The organism is Candidatus Venteria ishoeyi, from assembly GCF_030378065.1.
GTDB lineage: Bacteria > Pseudomonadota > Gammaproteobacteria > Beggiatoales > Beggiatoaceae > Venteria > Venteria ishoeyi.
Map to the genome: position 1 here is coordinate 20,481 of NZ_JAUCGJ010000018.1, position 18,739 is coordinate 39,219.

Consider the following 18,739-nt stretch of genomic DNA (forward strand, 5'->3'; position numbering starts at 1 on the left):
CAAAATTGCAACATGATACTATAGCTCAGACGATTTCTGTTAAAGAAAATATGTGATGGGTTTTTATTGGAAATGAAAATTGCAATTGTGGCAGGTGAGCTATCCGGGGATATGATCGGTGCGGGTTTGGTGCGTGAACTCAAGCAACACTTTCCTGATGCTGTTTTTTCTGGTATTGGTGGACCACAGATTCAGGCAGCAGCGGGGGAATTTAATGTGGTGTGTCCGCTGGAATTGTTATCGGTAATGGGCCTGGTTGATGTGTTGAAACGCTACCCGGCGCTACGCCGCTGTTTTAAGCGTTTAAGCCAGACTTTTCTGGATAATCCCCCCGATATTTTTATCGGCGTTGATGCCCCGGATTTTAATCTGCGCCTGGAACGGGTACTAAAACAGGCGGGTATTCCAACGCTGCATTATGTCAGCCCCACCGTCTGGGCCTGGCGCGAATATCGGATGAAAAAAATTATTGCATCCTGTGACTGGATGTTGACCCTGTTTCCTTTTGAAGCGTCTTATTATGAAAAACAAGGGCATCCTGTGACCTTTACCGGGCATCCACTGGCACAACAAATCCCCTTGCGCAATCCGCCGGAACCTGCGCGGGAAAGTTTGGGCCTGCCGTTGCAAGGCCAATATATTGCTTTATTGCCAGGTAGTCGCCAGGGTGAGGTTAGCCGTTTAACCCGTCCTTTCCTGGAAACAGCCTTACTTTTACTTAAACAAAAACCAAACTTGCGCTTTTTAGTGCCGCTGGCAAATGCTAAGATGCGCCAGATTTTTCAGGAACAGGCGGGTGACTTATTGACAAAGTTACCCTTAGAACTGCTCGATGGGCAAGCGCGAACTGCAATGACAGCAGCAGATGCCATATTGCTGGCATCTGGCACTGCAACGCTGGAAGCGGCTTTGATTAAGCGTCCTATGGTGATTGCTTATAAACTGTCAGCACTGACCTGGCTACTTGCCAGCCGTTTGGTTAAGGTGCCCTGGGTTGGGCAGCCAAATTTATTGGCTGGAAAAAAAATTGTACCGGAGTTTTTACAAAAAGAAGCCACAGCCGAAAATATGAGTGCTGCTTTGCTGGCCTATTTTACCCAGCCTGAAACTGCAACGCTACTCACTGCACATTTTGATGCCATTCATCAGCAACTAAAACAACCCGCTGATGAACGCGCAGCCACCGCCGTATTACAATTGCTTGCACAGTATTCCAAGTAATCATTATTCCTGAATACGTGCGTATTACTTATCCAAGAGATATTCAAATTAACATGTTGCAACGTTTAAAACACCTTTTCTCCACTTCAATACGTTTTCGTTTGACGCTGGGTATCGCGCTTATCCAAATATTGACGATGAGTTTGTTCGCCCTGAGTATTACCTGGTATCAGCACCACTTTCTGGAACTGAGTCATGAACTGACTCATGCCACCTATCTGCAATTACTGGAAAAAATGGCCGGTGGTATCTTGTTATTTATCCTTGTCACCGTGCTGATTGGTACCGGTCTGGTTGCCATGTTTTCCCATCATTTAACGGTGCGCTTATCTTATTTATTGGATGCCATGCAGGAGATTCGTGGAGGGCAACGTCATTTACGGGTGGATGCCAGCGGTAAAGATGAAATCGCGCAGTTAGGTGATAGCTTTAACCTGATGATTGATACCTTGAGCATACGGGAAGTGGAATTACAAAATACCCGTGAGCGTTTAATGCTGGCAATGCGTGGCTCTAATGATGGTTTATGGGATTGGGACTTACAAACCGGCAGGGTGTTTTATTCCACGCGCTGGAAACGTATGCTGGGGTATCGGGATTATGAAATTCACGATACGCTGGATGAGTGGCGCAAGCGTATCCATCCCGAAGATCGGGAGCTTGCACAGCAGAATTTAGACTGGCATTTGCAAGGTGAAAGTCTACAATACGAAAGTATCTATCGTCTGCATCACAAAGCCGGACATTATCTTTGGGTTTTATCCCGTGGTGTGGCTTTACGTGATGAGGAAAGCAATGCAATTCGCATGGTCGGCACTCATACCGACATCAGCCAGCTTAAAGAAACGGAAGCACAGCTCAGCGCAACCAATTCCCGTCTGGGTAAACTGATAGAAAGTATGCACGATGGTATTCTGGTTGAGGATGAAAATCAGCAGATCATTTTGGTGAATCAAAATTTTTGTGATCATCTGGGCCTGGACAGCCCGGCTGCCGAACTGGTTGGGCAGTCGCATGAACAGGTGCTGGAACAGATTGCCTGTCGTGAAATGGATGCTTTTATGCATCGCATTAAACAATTGGAAGCTGAAAAAGCAGCCTGTTTTGGTGAGGTTTTCAGCCTGAGAAATGGGCGTATTCTGGAGCGTGATTATATTCCTATTGTGGTTGCCGGACAGTTTCGGGGGCAAATGTGGCAATATGGCGATATAACCCAGCGCAAGCAAATGGAGGTGGAGTTATTTAATCAGAAAGAACGCTTACTGGTGACCTTGGATTCCATTAATGAGGGGGTTATCGCCACTGATGATAAAAGCCGCATTGAGTATCTCAATCCAGTTGCTGAGCAATTAACCGGCTGGCAGGAAAGTCATGCCCGTTTGCAGCATTTGAGTCGTGTTTTCCCCATTATTGATGAAGACAAGCAACAGGCACTACCTGATTTCTCCAGACAAATACTGGAGGCAACGCAGGCCTTCCATCAACAGCGCCATATTGCGCTGGTCAATGCTGCCAAGCAACAATATTCGATAGAAATTTCCGCTGCACCAATTTGTGATCACACCGGAAAACGGACTGGCAGTGTGATTGTATTTCGTGATGTCAGCAAAGCGCGTGAAATGGAAACCCAGATGCGCTGGCAAGCCACGCACGATGTCTTAACGGGGCTGGCTAATCGCCGTCAATTTGAAAATACCTTAAATAAATTATTGGAAGATGCCAAGCTGCATCAGCATCAACACATTTTACTGTATCTGGATCTGGATCAATTTAAAATCATTAACGATACCAGCGGACACCGCGCAGGTGATGCCTTATTAACCCAGTTAGCAACCTTGTTACAGGCGCAGATTCAGGAAAACGATTTGCTCGCACGTTTAGGCGGTGATGAATTTGGGGTTTTATTACATGATCAGGACTTAAATAGTGCTTATGAGATTGCTGAGCGCCTGCGCAGCGTGGTCAGCAGTCTGCGTTTTGACTGGCAGGGAAAAATTTATACCATTGGTGTCAGTATTGGCATGACCCAAATTCACACCTTGTCCGGCGCACCTGAAGATGTCATGAGCATGGCGGATATTGCCTGCTATGCGGCTAAAGAGCAGGGGCGTAACCGAATTCATATTCACGAAGCCAATGATCAAAAGGTATTGCAACATCAGGGTGAAATGCGCTGGACTAACCGTATACGTCATGCCCTGGAAGCTCAGCAATTTGAGCTTTACGCACAGGCGATTAAACCTTTAACAAGCAGTGTCACAACAACAGAAACAGCCGGTTTGCATGTTGAAATCTTATTGCGTCTACATGATGAGACAGACGGTATTATCTGCCCGGATACTTTTATTCCTGCCGCAGAGCGTTACAACCTGATGCATTTGATTGATCGTTGGGTACTCAACAGCGTGTTTAAGCAATTAAGCCCTTTTTGCAAAATGAATGCTACACATCCCGTGCTGGATGTTTGTGCGATTAATCTTTCCGGTGATTCTCTGGGAGATGAAAACCTGCTGTCATATATTCAGGAACTCTTTACCCTGTACTCCTTACCCCCCGAAAAAATCTGTTTTGAAATCACCGAAACCGTTGCCGTCAGTAATCTTGTCAAGGCGACACATTTTATTACAAAATTGCGGGAAATGGGTTGTCGTTTTGCGCTGGATGATTTTGGCACCGGCTTATCCTCTTTTGCCTATCTGAAACAACTTCCCGTAGACTACTTAAAAATTGACGGCAGTTTTGTGCAGGATATTCTTAAAGATGAAAGTGACCACGCCATTGTTGAGGCCATTAATGACATTGGTCAGACTTTGGGTCTGAAAACCATTGCCGAGTTTGTTGAAAGCCCGGAAATTGAAGCCCGTTTACAGGCAATGGGGCTGGATTATGCGCAAGGTTATGGCATTGAGCGTCCCATGGCATTATCAACATGGCTGAAGAAAAATTTTCCTTCCTGATAGCGACGTAGCATTGCTACGTCGCCACATAATTTAGAGATCTCATGTCAAATAGCACATTAGATAGCAACAAGCAGGCTAAATATTGGCTGCAACGTATTCATGAACTGGATTTACAACAGCCTGTCCGCATCATGAATGTGTGTGGTGGGCATGAGCGCGCCATTACTATGGCAGGATTGCGCAGTGCCTTGCCCAAAGCAGTTGAACTGATTCCAGGGCCGGGTTGTCCGGTGTGCATCTGTCCTGAAGAAGATATTTACGAAGCTATACAAATCAGCTTGCAGGAAAATGTAATTTTAGTGGCCTTTGGCGACATGCTGCGAGTACCGGTGAATGTTCATCATGGTGAAGTGCGCACGCTGGATCAGGCCAAAGGCGCAGGTGCGGATATTCGTCCCATCGCCTCACCGCAGGAAGCGATAGACATTGCCAGACAGCACCCGCAAACAACCGTGGTGTTTTTTGCCGCAGGTTTTGAAACCACGATGGCTCCCGTTGCCGCGATGATAGCGCAAGGTGCACCTGATAATCTGTGCCTATTGTTATCCGGGCGTTTAACCTGGCCAGCAGTCGCCATGTTGCTGGAATCCGGCAGCCCTGGTTTTGATTGTCTGGTTGCACCGGGTCATGTGGCAACGGTCATGGGCGCGGAAGAATGGACATTTGTGGTAAAACAATACAGCCTGCCAACGGCAGTGGCGGGTTTTTACAGTGAAAGCCTGCTGGCTGCATTTTATTCAGTGCTACGCCAAAAAATTGAGCAGCGCCTGTTTCTGGATAATTGTTATCCAGAGTTGGTGCAGCAGCAGGGCAATCCTTCTGCCCGTAAGCAACTGCAACAGGTATTTAATATTATTGATGCCAATTGGCGCGGCATTGGTACGATTCCCGCCTCAGGCTATGCCTTAAACGACCAATACGCAGCGCATGATGCTCGCCAGCGTTACCCCGATTATCGTGATATGGCGCGCAAACGCGCAGGTCAGATGCCGCCGGGTTGTGACTGTGCCAAGGTGGTATTAGGTAAAATTTATCCAGACCAATGCCGTCTCTATGGCAAGGCCTGCACACCGCGCAATCCGGTGGGGCCTTGCATGGTATCTGATGAAGGCGCTTGCCGTATCTGGTGGGCTGGCGGTGTTCGGCAGTCACGCTCAAAAATAGCGTAGGTGTATTTGAAACAGTGGAGTAGAAATGGTGGAATACGCTATCGCTATTTCACCCTACAAGGTTAACAATAACCCGGATATTCACTCGAATATTGCCTGCCAGTTATCACGATCCTCACGATAAGTCTGTATCGCCGCCAGCATCTGACTGCGGCGCTGTTGTTGATTTTTAACATCTTTAATCTGTTGATAGGCTTTCCCCTGTGCACCAAAATTGTAGCTCATGTTATCGATAAAATCCTGCAACTGCATTTTTGCCGTTTCCAGACCGGATAACTGATTCCACCACGCATCAGGCTGCTTAAACAGTGCTTTCAGCAAGGCTAAACGCTCAATAATCAGTTGATGTTTTGTTTCATACTTTTGATGCAGGTCTTGCTCAATCTGCTCAAGCGTCTGTTTAATTAAATCCGCTGTGGGTATGTGCCTGGGATATCCCATATTGGTGAGTTTTTCAATACTGAATAACATCACATCCCCAAAAAACTGGCGTTCAAATTCAGCGCTGAGATCAATACGTTTTGCCTGTTTTTTTATACCGGGTCGAAACTCTGATTGACCGGTGGCTTCAAGGGTGCGTGTATGCAACATAGGCAAATTGGCAGACAAAAAACGCTCACCAATTTCTGCTTTGATTAAACGCCCTAATACCGGGCCAGCCATACGCAGCTTTAAGGCCGCAAAAGGAATAAAATAAGCCAGTCCTTCCGCTTTGAAAATATAATTTCCCGTGTAAATCGTGCGCGCGGGTTTAAGGCTGGCAAGTGCTGCTTCATAGCAATAATGGGTTTTTCGGGTTGCATGTTCGCCATCAAAAAAACGTTGAACCTGATTGGCAAAATCTATCAAACATTGACGGTGATCATGCGCGCCTGGTAACGGGCAGGGATAGGGATAATAACCGTCATCGGCTTTTGCCGTGAAGCCAAATAAATCCGCCATATCATGATAAGCCGCATCATCAGCTTTTTTGGTATTTTTTTTATGAAACTGGCAATCTTGAGCGGCATCCAGATTTGCAATTTCAGTTAAAAAACCCAGCACATCCTCCAGAAAATTACCCGCCATAACTGCCGGTGAAACCGGCGGATCACCAACCACTTTGCCCGTTACGATTTGGGCATCGGTTTTTGAGAAAATTTGATCCAGATGGTAAAAAAAATTAATGGGCTGTTCATTGTGCGTATTCGCTGCAACCATGAGATCAAATGTCTGATCACTGTCAATAAAATAAAACAGTGTTTTAGCTTGTTGCCGAGTACGCTGATTTAATTGCAAATAGCTGATATTACGCATGATGGATGCGCCTTTATGATAAAAGGCAGTGGTATCAGTTTCACCCAGTACAGAGCGTAATTGCTGGCGTTGTTCCTCGCTGAGCTGTGCAAGTTGTTGTAGTTGTTCTGTTTGGCCAAAATATTCCGTGATTAAGCCCAATTCGGTGAAGTGCGCAGCCAGCATTTGGTTTTTCTGGATATTATTTTTTTCTTTGCTGTCATCAGCAATCAACACCGAGACTTTTTGATAAACACCATTTTTCTGCCCACCATAGTAAAAACGTGAGCATAATTGCAGCAGGCTGTGCAAGCAATCCTGTAAATGCCGGGGGCGATCTGCAACCGGAATCACCATCACAAAATGATGACGCTCATCCTTTGCCGTATTGGTGATATGTGATTCTAATTCATGGAACAATAAATGATGTTCGCCCCATAAAGCCTTATCTTCCGGTGCTTTCCATAATTGTGCTTCAATCTGGGGAATGGCTTGTTCATAAAGCGTAAGCAACTGCTCGGTGTCTGTTGTGCAACTCAGTGCAGATAGACGGTTTTGCAGTGTCTGAATATCAGCATAGTGCTGGTAGTGATTTAAAAATTGCGCAAGTATAGCGGACATATTGGTTATTGCTCTAAGCGATTTCCTGCGTGTTTTCAATATTATTTTGCGCTTCCGGGAATAAACCTTGCGCTTCCAGGTAAGTCATCACTTGTTGCACGCTGTCGGCAATACTCAACTGATCGGTTTTCACGACCAGTTCAGGTTGTGTGGGTTCCTCATAAGGTGAAGAAATCCCGGTGAAATGCTTAATTTCTCCAGCCCTGGCCAGCTTATATAAGCCCTTAACATCACGTTCTTCACAAGTATCCAGCGAACAATGACAATACACTTCAATAAAATTGTTTTCACCCAGTAATTTGCGCACAATTCTGCGATCTGAGCGGAACGGTGAGATAAATGCAGTTAATACAATTACCCCCGCTTCCAGAAACAGTTTACTGAGTTCTCCCACGCGCCGAATATTTTCCACCCTATCGGTATCAGAAAAACCCAAATCACCGCATAAGCCGTGACGTACATTATCACCATCCAATACAAAAGTGCGTCCACCACGGCGATATAATTGTTCTTCCAGGGCATGAGCCAAGGTTGATTTACCCGAGCCGGATAAGCCGGTAAACCAAAGTACCACGCTGCGATGCTGATTTTGTTGCGCCCGGCGCTTACGGGTCACGGTTGCACGATGCCAGATGACATTATCACTTTGCATATTTGTTTTACACCTAATTTGATTTTAAAAAATACCGTACAATAACCTAAATCTCACGCTAAGGAGCGAGAATTTTATAACTTCAGCAACTTGGCTGGTCTTTTTCTCCATTTTCTGCGTTCCGAAAACAGTTACATAGCTTGCTATGCGCCTGTTTTCACGCCTTGAAAATGAATAAAAATCCTGCGCCCAGTTTCTGTATTTATTTTATCCTCACTCCTAAGTTCTTGATAGCGTGTACTGGGTTTGACTGCTTTTTCCTGAAAAAACCTTACATCGAATTCAGGTTACAATATAAAATTGTTCAAAGCCGCTGAGTATACAATAATCCTGTCGCTATTAGGAATGACCCGACAACAACTTAGGAACAAGGACCGCTGATTATGCAAAAAAACCATAACAAAAAAATGAGTCTGACGATGCAAATCATGATTGCCATGATAAGCGGTGGTTTGCTGGGACTTGCGCTCAATCTTTGGTTTGCAGAAAATAGTTTTATCCAGAATTTTATAATTAATGGCCTGTTTAACGTGGTGGGCACCATTTTTGTCAGTTCCTTAAAAATGATGGTGGTGCCACTGGTGATGGTTTCCCTGATTACTGGCGTTACCAGCCTGGGCGACATCAACGCTTTAGGCAGAATCGGGGGTAAGGCGCTGTTGTTGTATTTACTCACCACTGCCGTTGCCATCACGCTGGCGCTGTCCATTGCCGTGACTTTTGATCCGGGTGCCGGTTTTGAAATGGAAAATGCGCAAACTGAATTTGCAGCAGGAGAACCGCCAGCGCTGAGCAAAGTCCTGATTGATATGGTGCCAACCAACCCTATCAGCGCAATGGCTGAAGGCAGTATGCTGCAAATTATTGTATTTGCCTTGTTGTTTGGCATTGCAATTACCTTAACCGGGGAAAAAGGCCGCCATGTACTCAACTTTTTTAATGATCTCAATGTGGTGATTATGAAAATGGTTGAAATACTCATGAAACTGGCCCCTTTCGGGGTGTTTTGCCTGATTGCCAAAACCTTTGCCGGACAAGGTCTGGAGCTACTGGCACCGCTGGCAAAATACTTCCTGGTCATGGTTGCCGCGCTGGGTTTACACGCTATCGGTACTTTCAGCTTGTTATTGTCTTTAGTGGGACGTTTAAGCCCCTGGTTATTTTTTAATAAAATCCGTGCAATTTTAGCCTTTGCTTTCAGCACCGCCAGCAGCAATGCCACCATTCCGATTACCTTGCGCACCGTGGAATCCCGTTTAGGCGCTAACAACTCCGTGGCTTCTTTTACCGTACCGCTGGGTGCGACCATTAATATGGATGGCACGGCAATCATGCAGGGGGTTGCCACCGTATTTATCGCCAGCGTTTATGGCGTTGATCTGAGCATGAATGATTATCTCACCGTGATACTGACGGCAACCCTGGCTTCTATCGGCACGGCTGGCGTACCTGGCGTGGGGCTGATTATGCTGGCAATGGTCTTGGGTGAAGTGGGACTGCCAACCGAAGGCATCGCCTTGATTATCGGCGTGGACAGGTTGCTGGATATGATTCGCACTGCGGTGAATGTCACTGGTGATGCCACTGTCACCTGTTTGATTGCAAAAAGTGAAAATGCACTGGATGAGACGATATTTAACGATCCACAAGCGGGTTTACTGGAAAATGAGGCTGAGGACGTTGATGCGGAACAAAACAGCTTGCTGGATAATGAAAAATGAAAACCTTTTTATTTTTGTTGGGTCTGTTTTATCTGCTGCCTGCCGCAGCGCGGGATGTGGTGTTGCTGGATGCGCCTGGAACACTGGGTACGCAGCATTCTGTACATGCTCAACAACTGGATTGGGTCAGCCGCTTTTATGGTCTGGAGGTGACAGCACCCAATCTGGATGAACAACTATTGCCGACCCTGGCAAGCCAGCTCAGCCAAAATAAAACCATTGCTGTTGTCATCACCCCGGCGGCGGCTGAACAACTGGATGCACAACAGATATTAAAGCTTATGCAGGGCAGCCAGAGCAATACGCCGCTGTTATTACTGGGCGTGAGTTCACAAACCGCCCACATCAGCAACTGGTCAGGGGGTGCGGTGACGGAAGTTAAAGAAAACCAGTTCAGTGGTGATTATCAGTTTGCAGAAATAGCAATAACCCAACAACTGGCAGGGCAGGCGATACGCCTACCCAATAAACAACTCAGTCACTTACTACTGAACCCGGATGCATCCAGTCAGGTTATTATTCAGCCTGCAAACACACAAGCCAGTCCCTCGGAATCTGCGTTTTTCATACAAAGTCAGGTGAATGGACAAAAAGTTTATATACAAGCGGCGCTACCCAGCAGCTTAACGCCTGAAAAAGTCTGGCGCTTAAACCCGCAGCGTTTTACTGAAATTGCGCCTTTAATGCTGGTATTGCGTGAGCATTGCGCTGATTATTGCTGGCATTCCAAAACCCATTATGCCAATTTCACCATTGATGATCCCTGGTTGACCCAACCTTATGGCTTGCTGGATTATCAGGCCTTATTAAAAGCAATGAAAAAAACCGGATTTCACACCAGTATTGGTTTTATTCCCTGGAATTATGATCGCAGTGAGTGGGATGCCGTGCATATTTTTCGCCAAAATCCTGAATATTACAGCCTGGTGGTACATGGCAATAATCACGATCACCGTGAGTTTTATAAATACCAGACCAGCAGCGATGATCCCTGGCCTGCCAAGCCCCTGGCCTTGCAGGATTTTAATTTACGCCAGGCTTTGGCGCGCATGGAAAAATTCAAGGCACTCAGCAAACTGGATTATGAGCGGGTGATGATTTTCCCGCATAATATTGCCCCGGCAGAAACCTTAAAGCTGTTGAAACGCTATAATTTCCTGTCCACATTTAATGCCGAGAATATTCCTTTAGGCAGTCAAGCACCGGAAGATCCCCTTTTTTACTTCCGCGTGGCCTCGCAGCAGTTTAGCAATTTCACCAGTTTCAATCGTATAGAACCAGAAGACTACGATGCGGCGCATATTGCCATGAATCTGTTTCTGGATAATCCTCTGCTGTTTTTTGAACATGTCTTATTTTTTGCCGATGGTACCCAGGCATTTAATAAAACCGCACAATTGGTTAATCAGATGCAACCGGATATTCGCTGGGGCAGTCTGGGCAGAATTACTGAAAAAATGTACCTGCAACGCCAGCGTGAAGATGGGCATTATGACGTGCAGATTTTCAGCCCTACGGTGCGTATTGAAAATAAACATGAAGAGCCGCGTTTTTATTATCTGCAAAAAGCGGAATCACTAACGCCGGATAGCGTAATATTTGATCATGAGCCGCTGGCTTATCAACTCAATGACGGGATATTGCAGGCCAAGGTTGAAATCCCCGGTGATGCCATCAGCACCCTGGAAATTACTTATAAGAATGATTTAGCAGAAAAACCTGTAGATATCAGCAGAGACAGTTTCAATGCAGCGCGTCTGCGTTATTTATCGGATTTCCGTGATATTCATCTGACCTCTATTGAAGCCGGACGCTGGTTTATTCGTAATTATTACGGCTCAGGGGCTTATCAATCAAAAACGCCGCTGATGTTATTATTACTGGCAATATTTTTGGTATTTTTGGCTATGGTATGGGGGCTTTACCGCTGGCTGCGCAAGCCATCATGAAATAAGGATATCGAGTTCTCCTGCCGTGACCCGATAACACCCCTTTTAAGGGGTGTTATCCGTGAAACGATTAATTTTCGCACATGGTATACATGTCGGAATTATCATCAGGAGAAGGCTGATCCGGATCAACCGGGTTGGCTTCTGCTTTTGCCGCATCACGTTCTTTTTTCGCCGCAGCGCGGGTTTCAGTAATGCCATCTTTCACATCAATGCTGCTCTCACCAAACAACACCTGGCGCAACAGACGGAAACCAAAATGCAGCAAGGCAATATCATCTGTCTGGATTTGCTCAAATTCCGCATCACCCATCTGGAAGCTTTCTTTGAAACCGGAACTGGTGACAAACAGGCGGAAACGATCCAGGTCGTAACACGCCATGAAAAATAATTGCAGGCTTTGTTTGGTTAAGGTGCCGATACCCGGCCCGGAGGATTTACGTTTCAGAATCAACTGCCGCCAGCCGCGATCAATTTCATCGTATTCTTCCACGCCCTGTTGCTTGCGGTATTCATCAATGGTCATTTTATTGTCTTCATTATGACCCAGACAATGTTCTTCCTTGACCAGCGCATAAGCCTGACGATCCACATATTCATCCTGCTTGCGCATGGACAGCAAACCTATAGGATAATAACGGCAGGAAGTTGGGCGGTCTTCGTAAACCGTGCAGCCTTCTTCGCTCAGCAGTTGACAGGCAGTGCCATTTTCCACCGGCAAAAAGCGTACACCCGCCATGCCGTCTTTTTCCATTTCATAAGGTACGGTATATTTTTTCAAAAAATCAGAAGAAGTCATGCCCAAATGTTTTTTCAAACGGATAATATCGTAAGGCGTGAGGGTAATATCGCTGTTTTTGCAGCAGGCATTAAAGCAGCCAATATCTTTATGGCAACGAAATGAGATGACATGCTCGCCATCATAAGTGGTAGGGATAACCGGGCTATCCGGTATTGGGGAATCTTTAATCAGATCCGCAACGTCATTATTGTCCTGATCAGCCATTGAGGCCACCTCTGCAAGTAGACCTGAACCCAACGTAAGATTTTTAAGGAAAAAGCCATAAAATTCTACCACGCTCTATCAAATATCAGCGTGAGATGTCAGTGGTTTTCAGTGTTTTTAGCACTGAAAGGCACTTAGGAACGAGGATGAAATAAGAACCGAAATCAGGCACAGGATTTTTGTTCATTTTCAAGGCATGAAAACAGGCGCATAGCAAGCTATGTAACTGTTTTTATAACGCAGAAAATGGAGAAAAAGGCCAGCCTGGTTTCGGGAATTATAAAATCCTCGTTCCTTACATCGAACTCAGGTGAATAAGTTTGAATCGACACAATATGATGTCGGTATAGGTATTTTTCAAGCAAAAAGCAGTGGCTATGCTGTTTTTTAATCTTATCCAGGCATCAATAATATGTCTTAACATAAGCATAAGCCCGCTCGAACAAGGCCTGATCTTTATGCAGTTGGTATTTCAATGCGGAAAGATGTATTGTTTGTAATCGCCAGTGTCAATCGTACTGTGCAAAGCCGTGGCTGCACCCCAGAGATATTTTTTGAGTTGTTGTTAGGTAACCGTTCAGCCCCTCATTGTAGATTTTGCCACGGAATTCGCTGAAATACGCGAAATGGATTAACTTTAGGTTCTTTTCTGTGTTTTCCGCGTATTCTGTGGCAAAAAATAATTGGGGTCTGGATAGTTACGTTGTTGGTTCATAACCGTTCTTTAATGCTGTTACAGTTTTTCAAAAATATGCTCAATTTTTTCTTTTAACTCAGGTATATTTATTTCGAGTGTATCAATAATGATTTCTGGAGAAACCCCCAGATAATCATGTGCGATCACATTTCTAAGCGCTGTTGCCAATGAAACAGGTAAAACTTCACAATAAGACGGTGTTGTTATTTTTCCCATTGTTTCACCGATTTGTAAACAACACATCATCAAAGCATGAAAACCTTCTCTGTCAGCCATTGCTGAGCGAACCCCACCATGCCGGTGGGCAATTTCTTCGGAATCATCAATCATCTGGAGAATAAACTCCAACCGTGCCTAATCAGATTTAAGAGACATTAATTAGCTCCGATAAAATATATTTTTTACCTATTTTATTGAGCGCCCGTTGATCAGCGAGATCAACCGGTTTTCCTAATTCTTGCTCAAGTGCTATTTTTATTTTGTTATAATAACTGAAAAATTCCCATCCTCGGTATTTCTTTAGTATCTTATCACTGCAACGGTATAATATATCTATATCACTATGTGCAGTTTCTTCATTGCGGGCATAAGAACCAAAAATACCAACAATAATAAAACCTTCTGGAGCATATTTTCTTTTTAAGAGACTTAGCTTATGCAACAATTTAGGTGTCATTGTAAAGTTCTCCAGTTACCAAGGGTGAGATAGGTTACGAATCTATCAAGAGGTATTTTTTGAGTTGTTGTTGGTTCATCAGCGTAATAGCTGGATTTTAATATCCAGCTCCAGAAATCAGCGCATCATCCAAAGCTTGCGTAACTTTGTTCACGCCCGTTTCATTATGCAGTAGCACCAGCACTGCTAAGGCATCTTAATAGTGGCATTTTTTACAGGATTTAAGCATGTTGTGATGCAAGTTACAAGGCTCCAGCGTGGCTTTGTTCTCTTCCCAGCGTTGCAGTATGGCAACTTGTTGTCGCATACGTAATTCAATGCTATCGGCATTGGCTGCGGCAATACGTTGTTCCTGCAATAGCAGAATTTCAGCCTTAAACGGCGTTCCCGGCTCGGCAAATTGGTCTAATAATTGGCTTAATACCGCGTCATAATCTGCATAACGCTCATCCAGACAGATTTGAGCAAGCCATTGGAAAGCCTGTTTTTTATCATCATCCCTGAGTTGTTGTTGCCAACAGGCTTGAAACAACTCACTGATCAAAGTGGCAAGTATCCCAATTTCATTAGCGGCTGCCTCCATTTTATCCGTCAGCGTTGGCAGGCTTTCATAAATGCAACAGGCAATTACAAAAGCTTCTTCCGGTTTATCTGTCAGCATGTCATGGGCGGTGGCTAATAATGCCCGTAAGTCATCAATCAGCCAATGACCTTGTAGCGTATCAATATGCCCCTGCTTAGTGTAATGAGCGATAATATCCCGAATAAGCTGCTGATATTTTGCCATGCCGGGTTGTAGCGCGCTGGTTGTGGATAAATTCCCGTATTGCTCCAGGAACTGCTCGCGCAGACGACTATCTTGTAATAATAGTGATAACAGGTGGTTTTTGGCTTCAGTCTCGGAAAGCTGAGCCAGGGTTGTTTGTAATAATTTTTTACTATTTTCAGGGGGAAAGTCATCTGCTTGTGTCATGTTATTTATCTCCAGGAAAGAGGATGAAATAAATAGTGTTATCTGCCATTTTGGTATCCGATGTGGTGCATAGCGCTAAGCTTATACACCCTACCGCGCTATTTATCGATAATATCTCCTACAGGGGACAAATCCGCAGGCTCCTCCCAACCGTATACATTGGCGGCAGTGACTGGAAATGCGGAGGGCTTAAGTTCCATCAGCGCGGTGGCAATTTCCTTGTTCAAGGCAGGATCTGTACCTTTGGTTGCGCCAAAAATCCAAAATGGCAAAATAGGCCCATTATGTTGAAATGGAAAATCGTCCTGTTCCGGTTTAATAACCATGAATTCAGAAATATCTGTTTTTTCCTTTTTGGCGAACCATTGTAAAAAACCGGTTCGTACAAAGCCTACATCTGCCTTACCGTATTTAACTGCTTGGGCAACATTGAACAAGCTTCCGGTAAAGTACAGCGCGTAGTCTTTTTCCACTTCCAGACCTTTTTCCTGTAATACATGAGATGGCAGGCGATATCCCATGAGTGCATTTTTTTGCGCGGCTGCAACTTTTTTTCCTTTCAGGTCTGCAAATGTCTGGATACCACTATCTGCACGAGTAAAAATCACCGCACCAAAACCATGCAAGGGCTTGTTTTGGTAGACCCCGATGAGTGAGGCCAGAGGAATGGCATCATATTTTTTCCTGGCATCATAGAAGACGGCAGGATTGCATAGCAGGAATTCCATTTTTTTGCTGGCAAGGGCATTATCATATGACTTGAAAGTTACTGGAATAAGGTTGAACTTTTTTCCTGTTTTTTGTTGTAAATAATCCACCGTGGGTTGCCATTCCTTTTTTGCGATGGACACACCCTTGGGTGATAATACCGCAAGATCATATATATCTTTTGCGTTGACATTGAATGTGCATACAAGAAAAAAAACACATACACAAGACCAATATTTTTTTTGTAACATTATTTATCCTCTTCCTCCTAAGGCGTGAGGATAAAATAAATGCAGAAACCGGGCGCAGGATTTTTATTCATTTTCAAGGTGTGAAAACAGGCGCATAGCAAGCCATGTAAGGGTTTTCATAAGGCAGAAAATGGAGAAAAAGACCAGCCAGGTTGCTGAAGTTATAAAATTCTCACGCCTAACTTAACCCACTGATAAGCAATCAGTAAATCAAGCTTATTTCAAATTCGATTTCGTGTTAACGAAACCACGCTAATCGTCCCTGAAAATACCTTCTTCCCTTTGCTCACCATTATGACCCGGATACTGGATATTTCATAAATATATTCAAGTCCTCGTTTGCCCTAACAGTTTACGCTTAATGTGAAATAGAAACTGCATACTATTCATGCACATTTATTTAAGATACCCTAATACAGGTTTTAGTTCAGAAAAGGAGAAATGAATATGAACTTTCTATGGGTAGGTATTTCAGTTGTTTTTATCAGCTTAAGCAGCAATGTTCTGGCTGCGCCACCAGCACCCTGGTTAGCGGTGGCTGAAGGCAGTCACAGTTTGTCCGGCACCTCAGCCTGCGCCAGTACGGCGGCAGGTGTTTTACGCAAGCAAGGTTTTGCGCGCGTCAGTCATACCGGCAGCACAGTGATGGGCGCTTATCGTGGCGGCAGTGATTATGAATTCAAGGCAGTGATTAAATGCCAATCAAAATCAGCCGTCGCTTTTGTCGTCACCACACTATCTGGACAGGGCTTAAATAAGGCGAATAGTTTAATCGCCGGACTGCGCGGCAGGGGTGGCAGAATCGCTGATGATAGCGGCAGTTCCACAGCAGAACCAGAAGAAGAGGAAGTCTATGACGATGAAGAAGAATATTATGATGAGTAATTTTAGGAACAAAGAAGCATCAGGCAGCTTCGATTGGATGTTTGGATAGCGAGCAATCGAACACACCTGCAAACCCTCACTCAAGCTTTCGCAATATGAATTAGGATGCTGAATTTCTGTGTCAGCCCCATAGACAGTCAGCGCCCATGCCATGACTCTGTACCAGAACCCGCTCTTGTCCCAGTGGCGGCAAGGGGGCGCTGATGTTGTCGGCGAATGCGCCGAATAAGATTTCGAGGCGATTGCTGGTGTGGACGATCATAGTTTTTTAACTTGCGGGACAGGATGGCGCTGCGGGTAAAAAGGGATCAAGCAATGCTGCCGCGTCATATAAATGCTCCAGCAAACAAAATCCCAGCACGGCACCGTGGGTGCTGAGCAGCCAATAAGCGCCATATAACAAAGCGGATGGCACGCTGAAAGCAACTAAAGGCAATAGGGTAAAGTAGGCCCAGGCCAGTAAACGCGCAATGCGGTTATCGGCTTCCAGTTCCAGGACTATCCACGCGCGCCAGCTTTGCGTTTGCGTGGCATGTGGAACGCCAATGGTGGGTAGGACTATCCACGCGCGCCAGCTTTGCGGCAGCCATAAAAATGCGGAAAAGGCAGCAATCAGAAAATGCAGTAACGTAGGCAACAGGGTGGAAAAACAAATCACATACAACCACCAGTAATCTGGTGATAAGGGTTCCTGACGAATGCCATCAAACAACCAGTAAAGTTCAAACACCTCACGACTGGCTGTGGCATTGATGGCGGCAAGGCTTAACACCATTAACAGACTGATTAACGCAAGCAGCAGCAATGCAATCACTGCGTCCAGTAGCGCCCAGAACACTGCGCTCAGGGTATTATGATGACCGCTGGCAATGGCATGTAATAAACCTCGGGTGAACGCCAGAGAAATCCAGTCCAATAGGGCATTGAGCAGTGGAAACCAGGCGAGGAAGGTCAGTAATATCAGACTATTTGCATTAAGTTCAGCATGGCGGCTGATAAACCAGATGGCGGCCCAGATCAGGGTAGTAAAAAACAGCCAATAGAAGATAAAAAATAATTTAAGCTTATGATTTTTTTTGAATTTACTGTATAATTTGTCTGTAAAAAAAGCGACAGCGCCAGCGAAAGCGACAGCGAAAGCGACAGCGACAGCGCCAGCGAAAGCGACAGCGACAGCGACAGCGACAGCGACAGCGACAGCGACAGCGAAAGCGACAGCGACAGCGAAAGCGACAGCGAAAGCGACAGCGAAAGCGCCAGCGAAAGCGACAGCGACAGCGCCAGCGAAAGCACCGGAGTTGATAATAGCCACAGCAATAGCAATATAAAGCAGACCGTGCCATCCTTCTGTAGTGATATATTTATAAAGAAAATAGAATACTGCCAGCAAAGCCAGCACTATTAAAATTCGTTGTGCGGACGGCAGTGACGGAAAAATCAACAAACCGCCCATTTCCCCCGCGCCCTGAAACAATCCCCACAACAATATAAAAGCCAACAGGGGATATACCAAGGCGATACGCAAACACCATTCAAAGGAAGCGGATGTAAATAGTGGACGAAAGCGGAACAGACGCGACAGCAGGGCTGGTTGCACAGGCAGTTTATGCAGGTCTTCAACATCTCCCAACCATTGCGCCACGCGTCCCAAAACCCGTTTTAACATCTGCCGGTAACGATTTTCCAAACTGCCCGAGCGTAACCATTCAAAGCACATTTCCCGCGCCCGATCATTTTCCCCACCCTTATACACCACCCAACGGCTGAAACCAGCCACAGCAAATAAAACAAACCAGGGCCAGAATAACCAGCCGGTGGTTTTATCCAGCATGGCTTCAATCAGTTTTAAAAAAGCATCCATATTCATTTATAATTCCAGTCTTTTATATTTATTATTCTTGTGCGGTTTCCTATCATTTTTTAATCCATAACAATGCTTTTAAATCCACAAATTTTGATTGTTTTCATCATAATC

Annotated in this window: 15 protein-coding genes; 6 read left to right on the top strand and 9 right to left on the bottom strand. The window is 45.2% G+C overall.

All coding sequences use genetic code 11. The annotated features are described in order from the left end of the window. Positions 1–72 precede the first annotated feature (72 nt). From lpxB to hypD, 3 genes are read left to right on the top strand one after another with little or no spacing between them, the layout of a single operon-like run. Positions 73–1,221 (top strand): lipid-A-disaccharide synthase, encoded by a 1,149-nt coding sequence (lpxB, locus tag QUF61_RS07885; RefSeq protein WP_289681258.1) that lies wholly within the window; start codon positions 73–75, stop codon positions 1,219–1,221. A gap of 53 nt (positions 1,222–1,274) precedes the next feature. Further along, positions 1,275–4,178: a bifunctional diguanylate cyclase/phosphodiesterase gene (locus QUF61_RS07890; protein ID WP_103921184.1), complete on the top strand. Its 2,904-nt coding sequence runs from the start codon at positions 1,275–1,277 to the stop codon at positions 4,176–4,178. Positions 4,179–4,222: 44 nt separating this feature from the next. Further along, on the top strand, positions 4,223–5,350 hold the full coding sequence (hypD, locus tag QUF61_RS07895) for a hydrogenase formation protein HypD (RefSeq protein ID WP_289681259.1): 1,128 nt from the start codon (positions 4,223–4,225) through the stop codon (positions 5,348–5,350). An 81-nt stretch (positions 5,351–5,431) separates the two neighbouring features. Here the strand turns inward: hypD and QUF61_RS07900 are convergent, their stop codons facing one another. After that, positions 5,432–7,246 carry a hypothetical protein gene (locus QUF61_RS07900; RefSeq protein WP_289681260.1) on the bottom strand — a complete coding sequence of 605 codons (1,815 nt, stop codon included), beginning with the start codon at positions 7,244–7,246 and terminating at the stop codon, positions 5,432–5,434. A 13-nt stretch (positions 7,247–7,259) separates the two neighbouring features. Then, the gene (gene cysC / locus QUF61_RS07905; protein WP_103921187.1) at positions 7,260–7,898 is read right to left on the bottom strand and encodes an adenylyl-sulfate kinase; all 639 of its coding nucleotides are present in this window, start codon (positions 7,896–7,898) and stop codon (positions 7,260–7,262) included. A gap of 383 nt (positions 7,899–8,281) precedes the next feature. Between cysC and QUF61_RS07910 the strand changes: the two genes are divergently transcribed. Together QUF61_RS07910 and QUF61_RS07915 are read left to right on the top strand one after the other, a co-directional pair. Continuing rightward, complete coding sequence (locus QUF61_RS07910; protein ID WP_289681261.1) at positions 8,282–9,619, top strand: dicarboxylate/amino acid:cation symporter; 1,338 nt, start codon at positions 8,282–8,284, stop codon at positions 9,617–9,619. Further along, positions 9,616–11,568 (top strand): hypothetical protein, encoded by a 1,953-nt coding sequence (locus QUF61_RS07915; protein ID WP_289681262.1) that lies wholly within the window; start codon positions 9,616–9,618, stop codon positions 11,566–11,568. Before QUF61_RS07910 ends, QUF61_RS07915 begins: the two co-directional genes overlap by 4 nt. 70 nt (positions 11,569–11,638) lie before the next feature. On the opposite strand, the gene QUF61_RS07920 is transcribed toward QUF61_RS07915, so the two are convergent. From QUF61_RS07920 to QUF61_RS07940, 5 genes are all read right to left on the bottom strand, one after another. Continuing rightward, entirely contained in the window at positions 11,639–12,574 is a 936-nt protein-coding gene (locus QUF61_RS07920; protein ID WP_289681263.1) for a YkgJ family cysteine cluster protein, read from the bottom strand. Between the two features lie 733 nt (positions 12,575–13,307). Continuing rightward, a complete protein-coding gene (locus QUF61_RS07925; RefSeq protein WP_289681264.1) occupies positions 13,308–13,601 on the bottom strand; it encodes a HepT-like ribonuclease domain-containing protein in 294 nt (97 codons plus the stop codon). Between the two features lie 34 nt (positions 13,602–13,635). Continuing rightward, a complete protein-coding gene (locus QUF61_RS07930) occupies positions 13,636–13,947 on the bottom strand; it encodes a nucleotidyltransferase family protein (protein ID WP_103921192.1) in 312 nt (103 codons plus the stop codon). Positions 13,948–14,143: 196 nt separating this feature from the next. Then, the gene (locus QUF61_RS07935; protein WP_289681265.1) at positions 14,144–14,920 is read right to left on the bottom strand and encodes a hypothetical protein; all 777 of its coding nucleotides are present in this window, start codon (positions 14,918–14,920) and stop codon (positions 14,144–14,146) included. Positions 14,921–15,018: 98 nt separating this feature from the next. Further along, positions 15,019–15,879, bottom strand: a complete 861-nt coding sequence (locus tag QUF61_RS07940; protein ID WP_289681266.1) for a phosphate/phosphite/phosphonate ABC transporter substrate-binding protein — start codon at positions 15,877–15,879, stop codon at positions 15,019–15,021. 447 nt (positions 15,880–16,326) lie between these two features. On the opposite strand from QUF61_RS07940, the gene QUF61_RS07945 reads away from it, so the two are divergent. Next, a complete protein-coding gene (locus tag QUF61_RS07945) occupies positions 16,327–16,764 on the top strand; it encodes a hypothetical protein (RefSeq protein ID WP_103921195.1) in 438 nt (145 codons plus the stop codon). A 121-nt stretch (positions 16,765–16,885) separates the two neighbouring features. Here the strand turns inward: QUF61_RS07945 and QUF61_RS18195 are convergent, their stop codons facing one another. Beyond that, the gene (locus QUF61_RS18195; RefSeq protein ID WP_407080052.1) at positions 16,886–17,026 is read right to left on the bottom strand and encodes an exodeoxyribonuclease V subunit gamma; all 141 of its coding nucleotides are present in this window, start codon (positions 17,024–17,026) and stop codon (positions 16,886–16,888) included. Between the two features lie 6 nt (positions 17,027–17,032). Then, positions 17,033–18,631 carry a hypothetical protein gene (locus QUF61_RS07950; protein ID WP_289681267.1) on the bottom strand — a complete coding sequence of 533 codons (1,599 nt, stop codon included), beginning with the start codon at positions 18,629–18,631 and terminating at the stop codon, positions 17,033–17,035. Between the last annotated feature and the right edge of the window lie 108 nt (positions 18,632–18,739).

Bases quoted from the DNA above. Each gene is read 5' to 3' on its own strand.
- QUF61_RS07950 (WP_289681267.1), bottom strand. From the start codon at position 18,631: ATGAATATGGATGCTTTTTTAAAACTGATTGAAGCCATGCTGGATAAA.
- QUF61_RS07900 (WP_289681260.1), bottom strand. From the start codon at position 7,246: ATGTCCGCTATACTTGCGCAATTTTTAAATCACTACCAGCACTATGCT.
- lpxB (WP_289681258.1), top strand. From the start codon at position 73: ATGAAAATTGCAATTGTGGCAGGTGAGCTATCCGGGGATATGATCGGT.
- QUF61_RS07940 (WP_289681266.1), bottom strand. From the start codon at position 15,879: ATGTTACAAAAAAAATATTGGTCTTGTGTATGTGTTTTTTTTCTTGTA.
- QUF61_RS18195 (WP_407080052.1), bottom strand. From the start codon at position 17,026: ATGATCGTCCACACCAGCAATCGCCTCGAAATCTTATTCGGCGCATTC.
- QUF61_RS07915 (WP_289681262.1), top strand. From the start codon at position 9,616: ATGAAAACCTTTTTATTTTTGTTGGGTCTGTTTTATCTGCTGCCTGCC.
- QUF61_RS07945 (WP_103921195.1), top strand. From the start codon at position 16,327: ATGAACTTTCTATGGGTAGGTATTTCAGTTGTTTTTATCAGCTTAAGC.
- QUF61_RS07930 (WP_103921192.1), bottom strand. From the start codon at position 13,947: ATGACACCTAAATTGTTGCATAAGCTAAGTCTCTTAAAAAGAAAATAT.
- QUF61_RS07935 (WP_289681265.1), bottom strand. From the start codon at position 14,920: ATGACACAAGCAGATGACTTTCCCCCTGAAAATAGTAAAAAATTATTA.
- QUF61_RS07910 (WP_289681261.1), top strand. From the start codon at position 8,282: ATGCAAAAAAACCATAACAAAAAAATGAGTCTGACGATGCAAATCATG.
- QUF61_RS07920 (WP_289681263.1), bottom strand. From the start codon at position 12,574: ATGGCTGATCAGGACAATAATGACGTTGCGGATCTGATTAAAGATTCC.
- QUF61_RS07890 (WP_103921184.1), top strand. From the start codon at position 1,275: ATGTTGCAACGTTTAAAACACCTTTTCTCCACTTCAATACGTTTTCGT.
- cysC (WP_103921187.1), bottom strand. From the start codon at position 7,898: ATGCAAAGTGATAATGTCATCTGGCATCGTGCAACCGTGACCCGTAAG.
- QUF61_RS07925 (WP_289681264.1), bottom strand. From the start codon at position 13,601: ATGATTGATGATTCCGAAGAAATTGCCCACCGGCATGGTGGGGTTCGC.
- hypD (WP_289681259.1), top strand. From the start codon at position 4,223: ATGTCAAATAGCACATTAGATAGCAACAAGCAGGCTAAATATTGGCTG.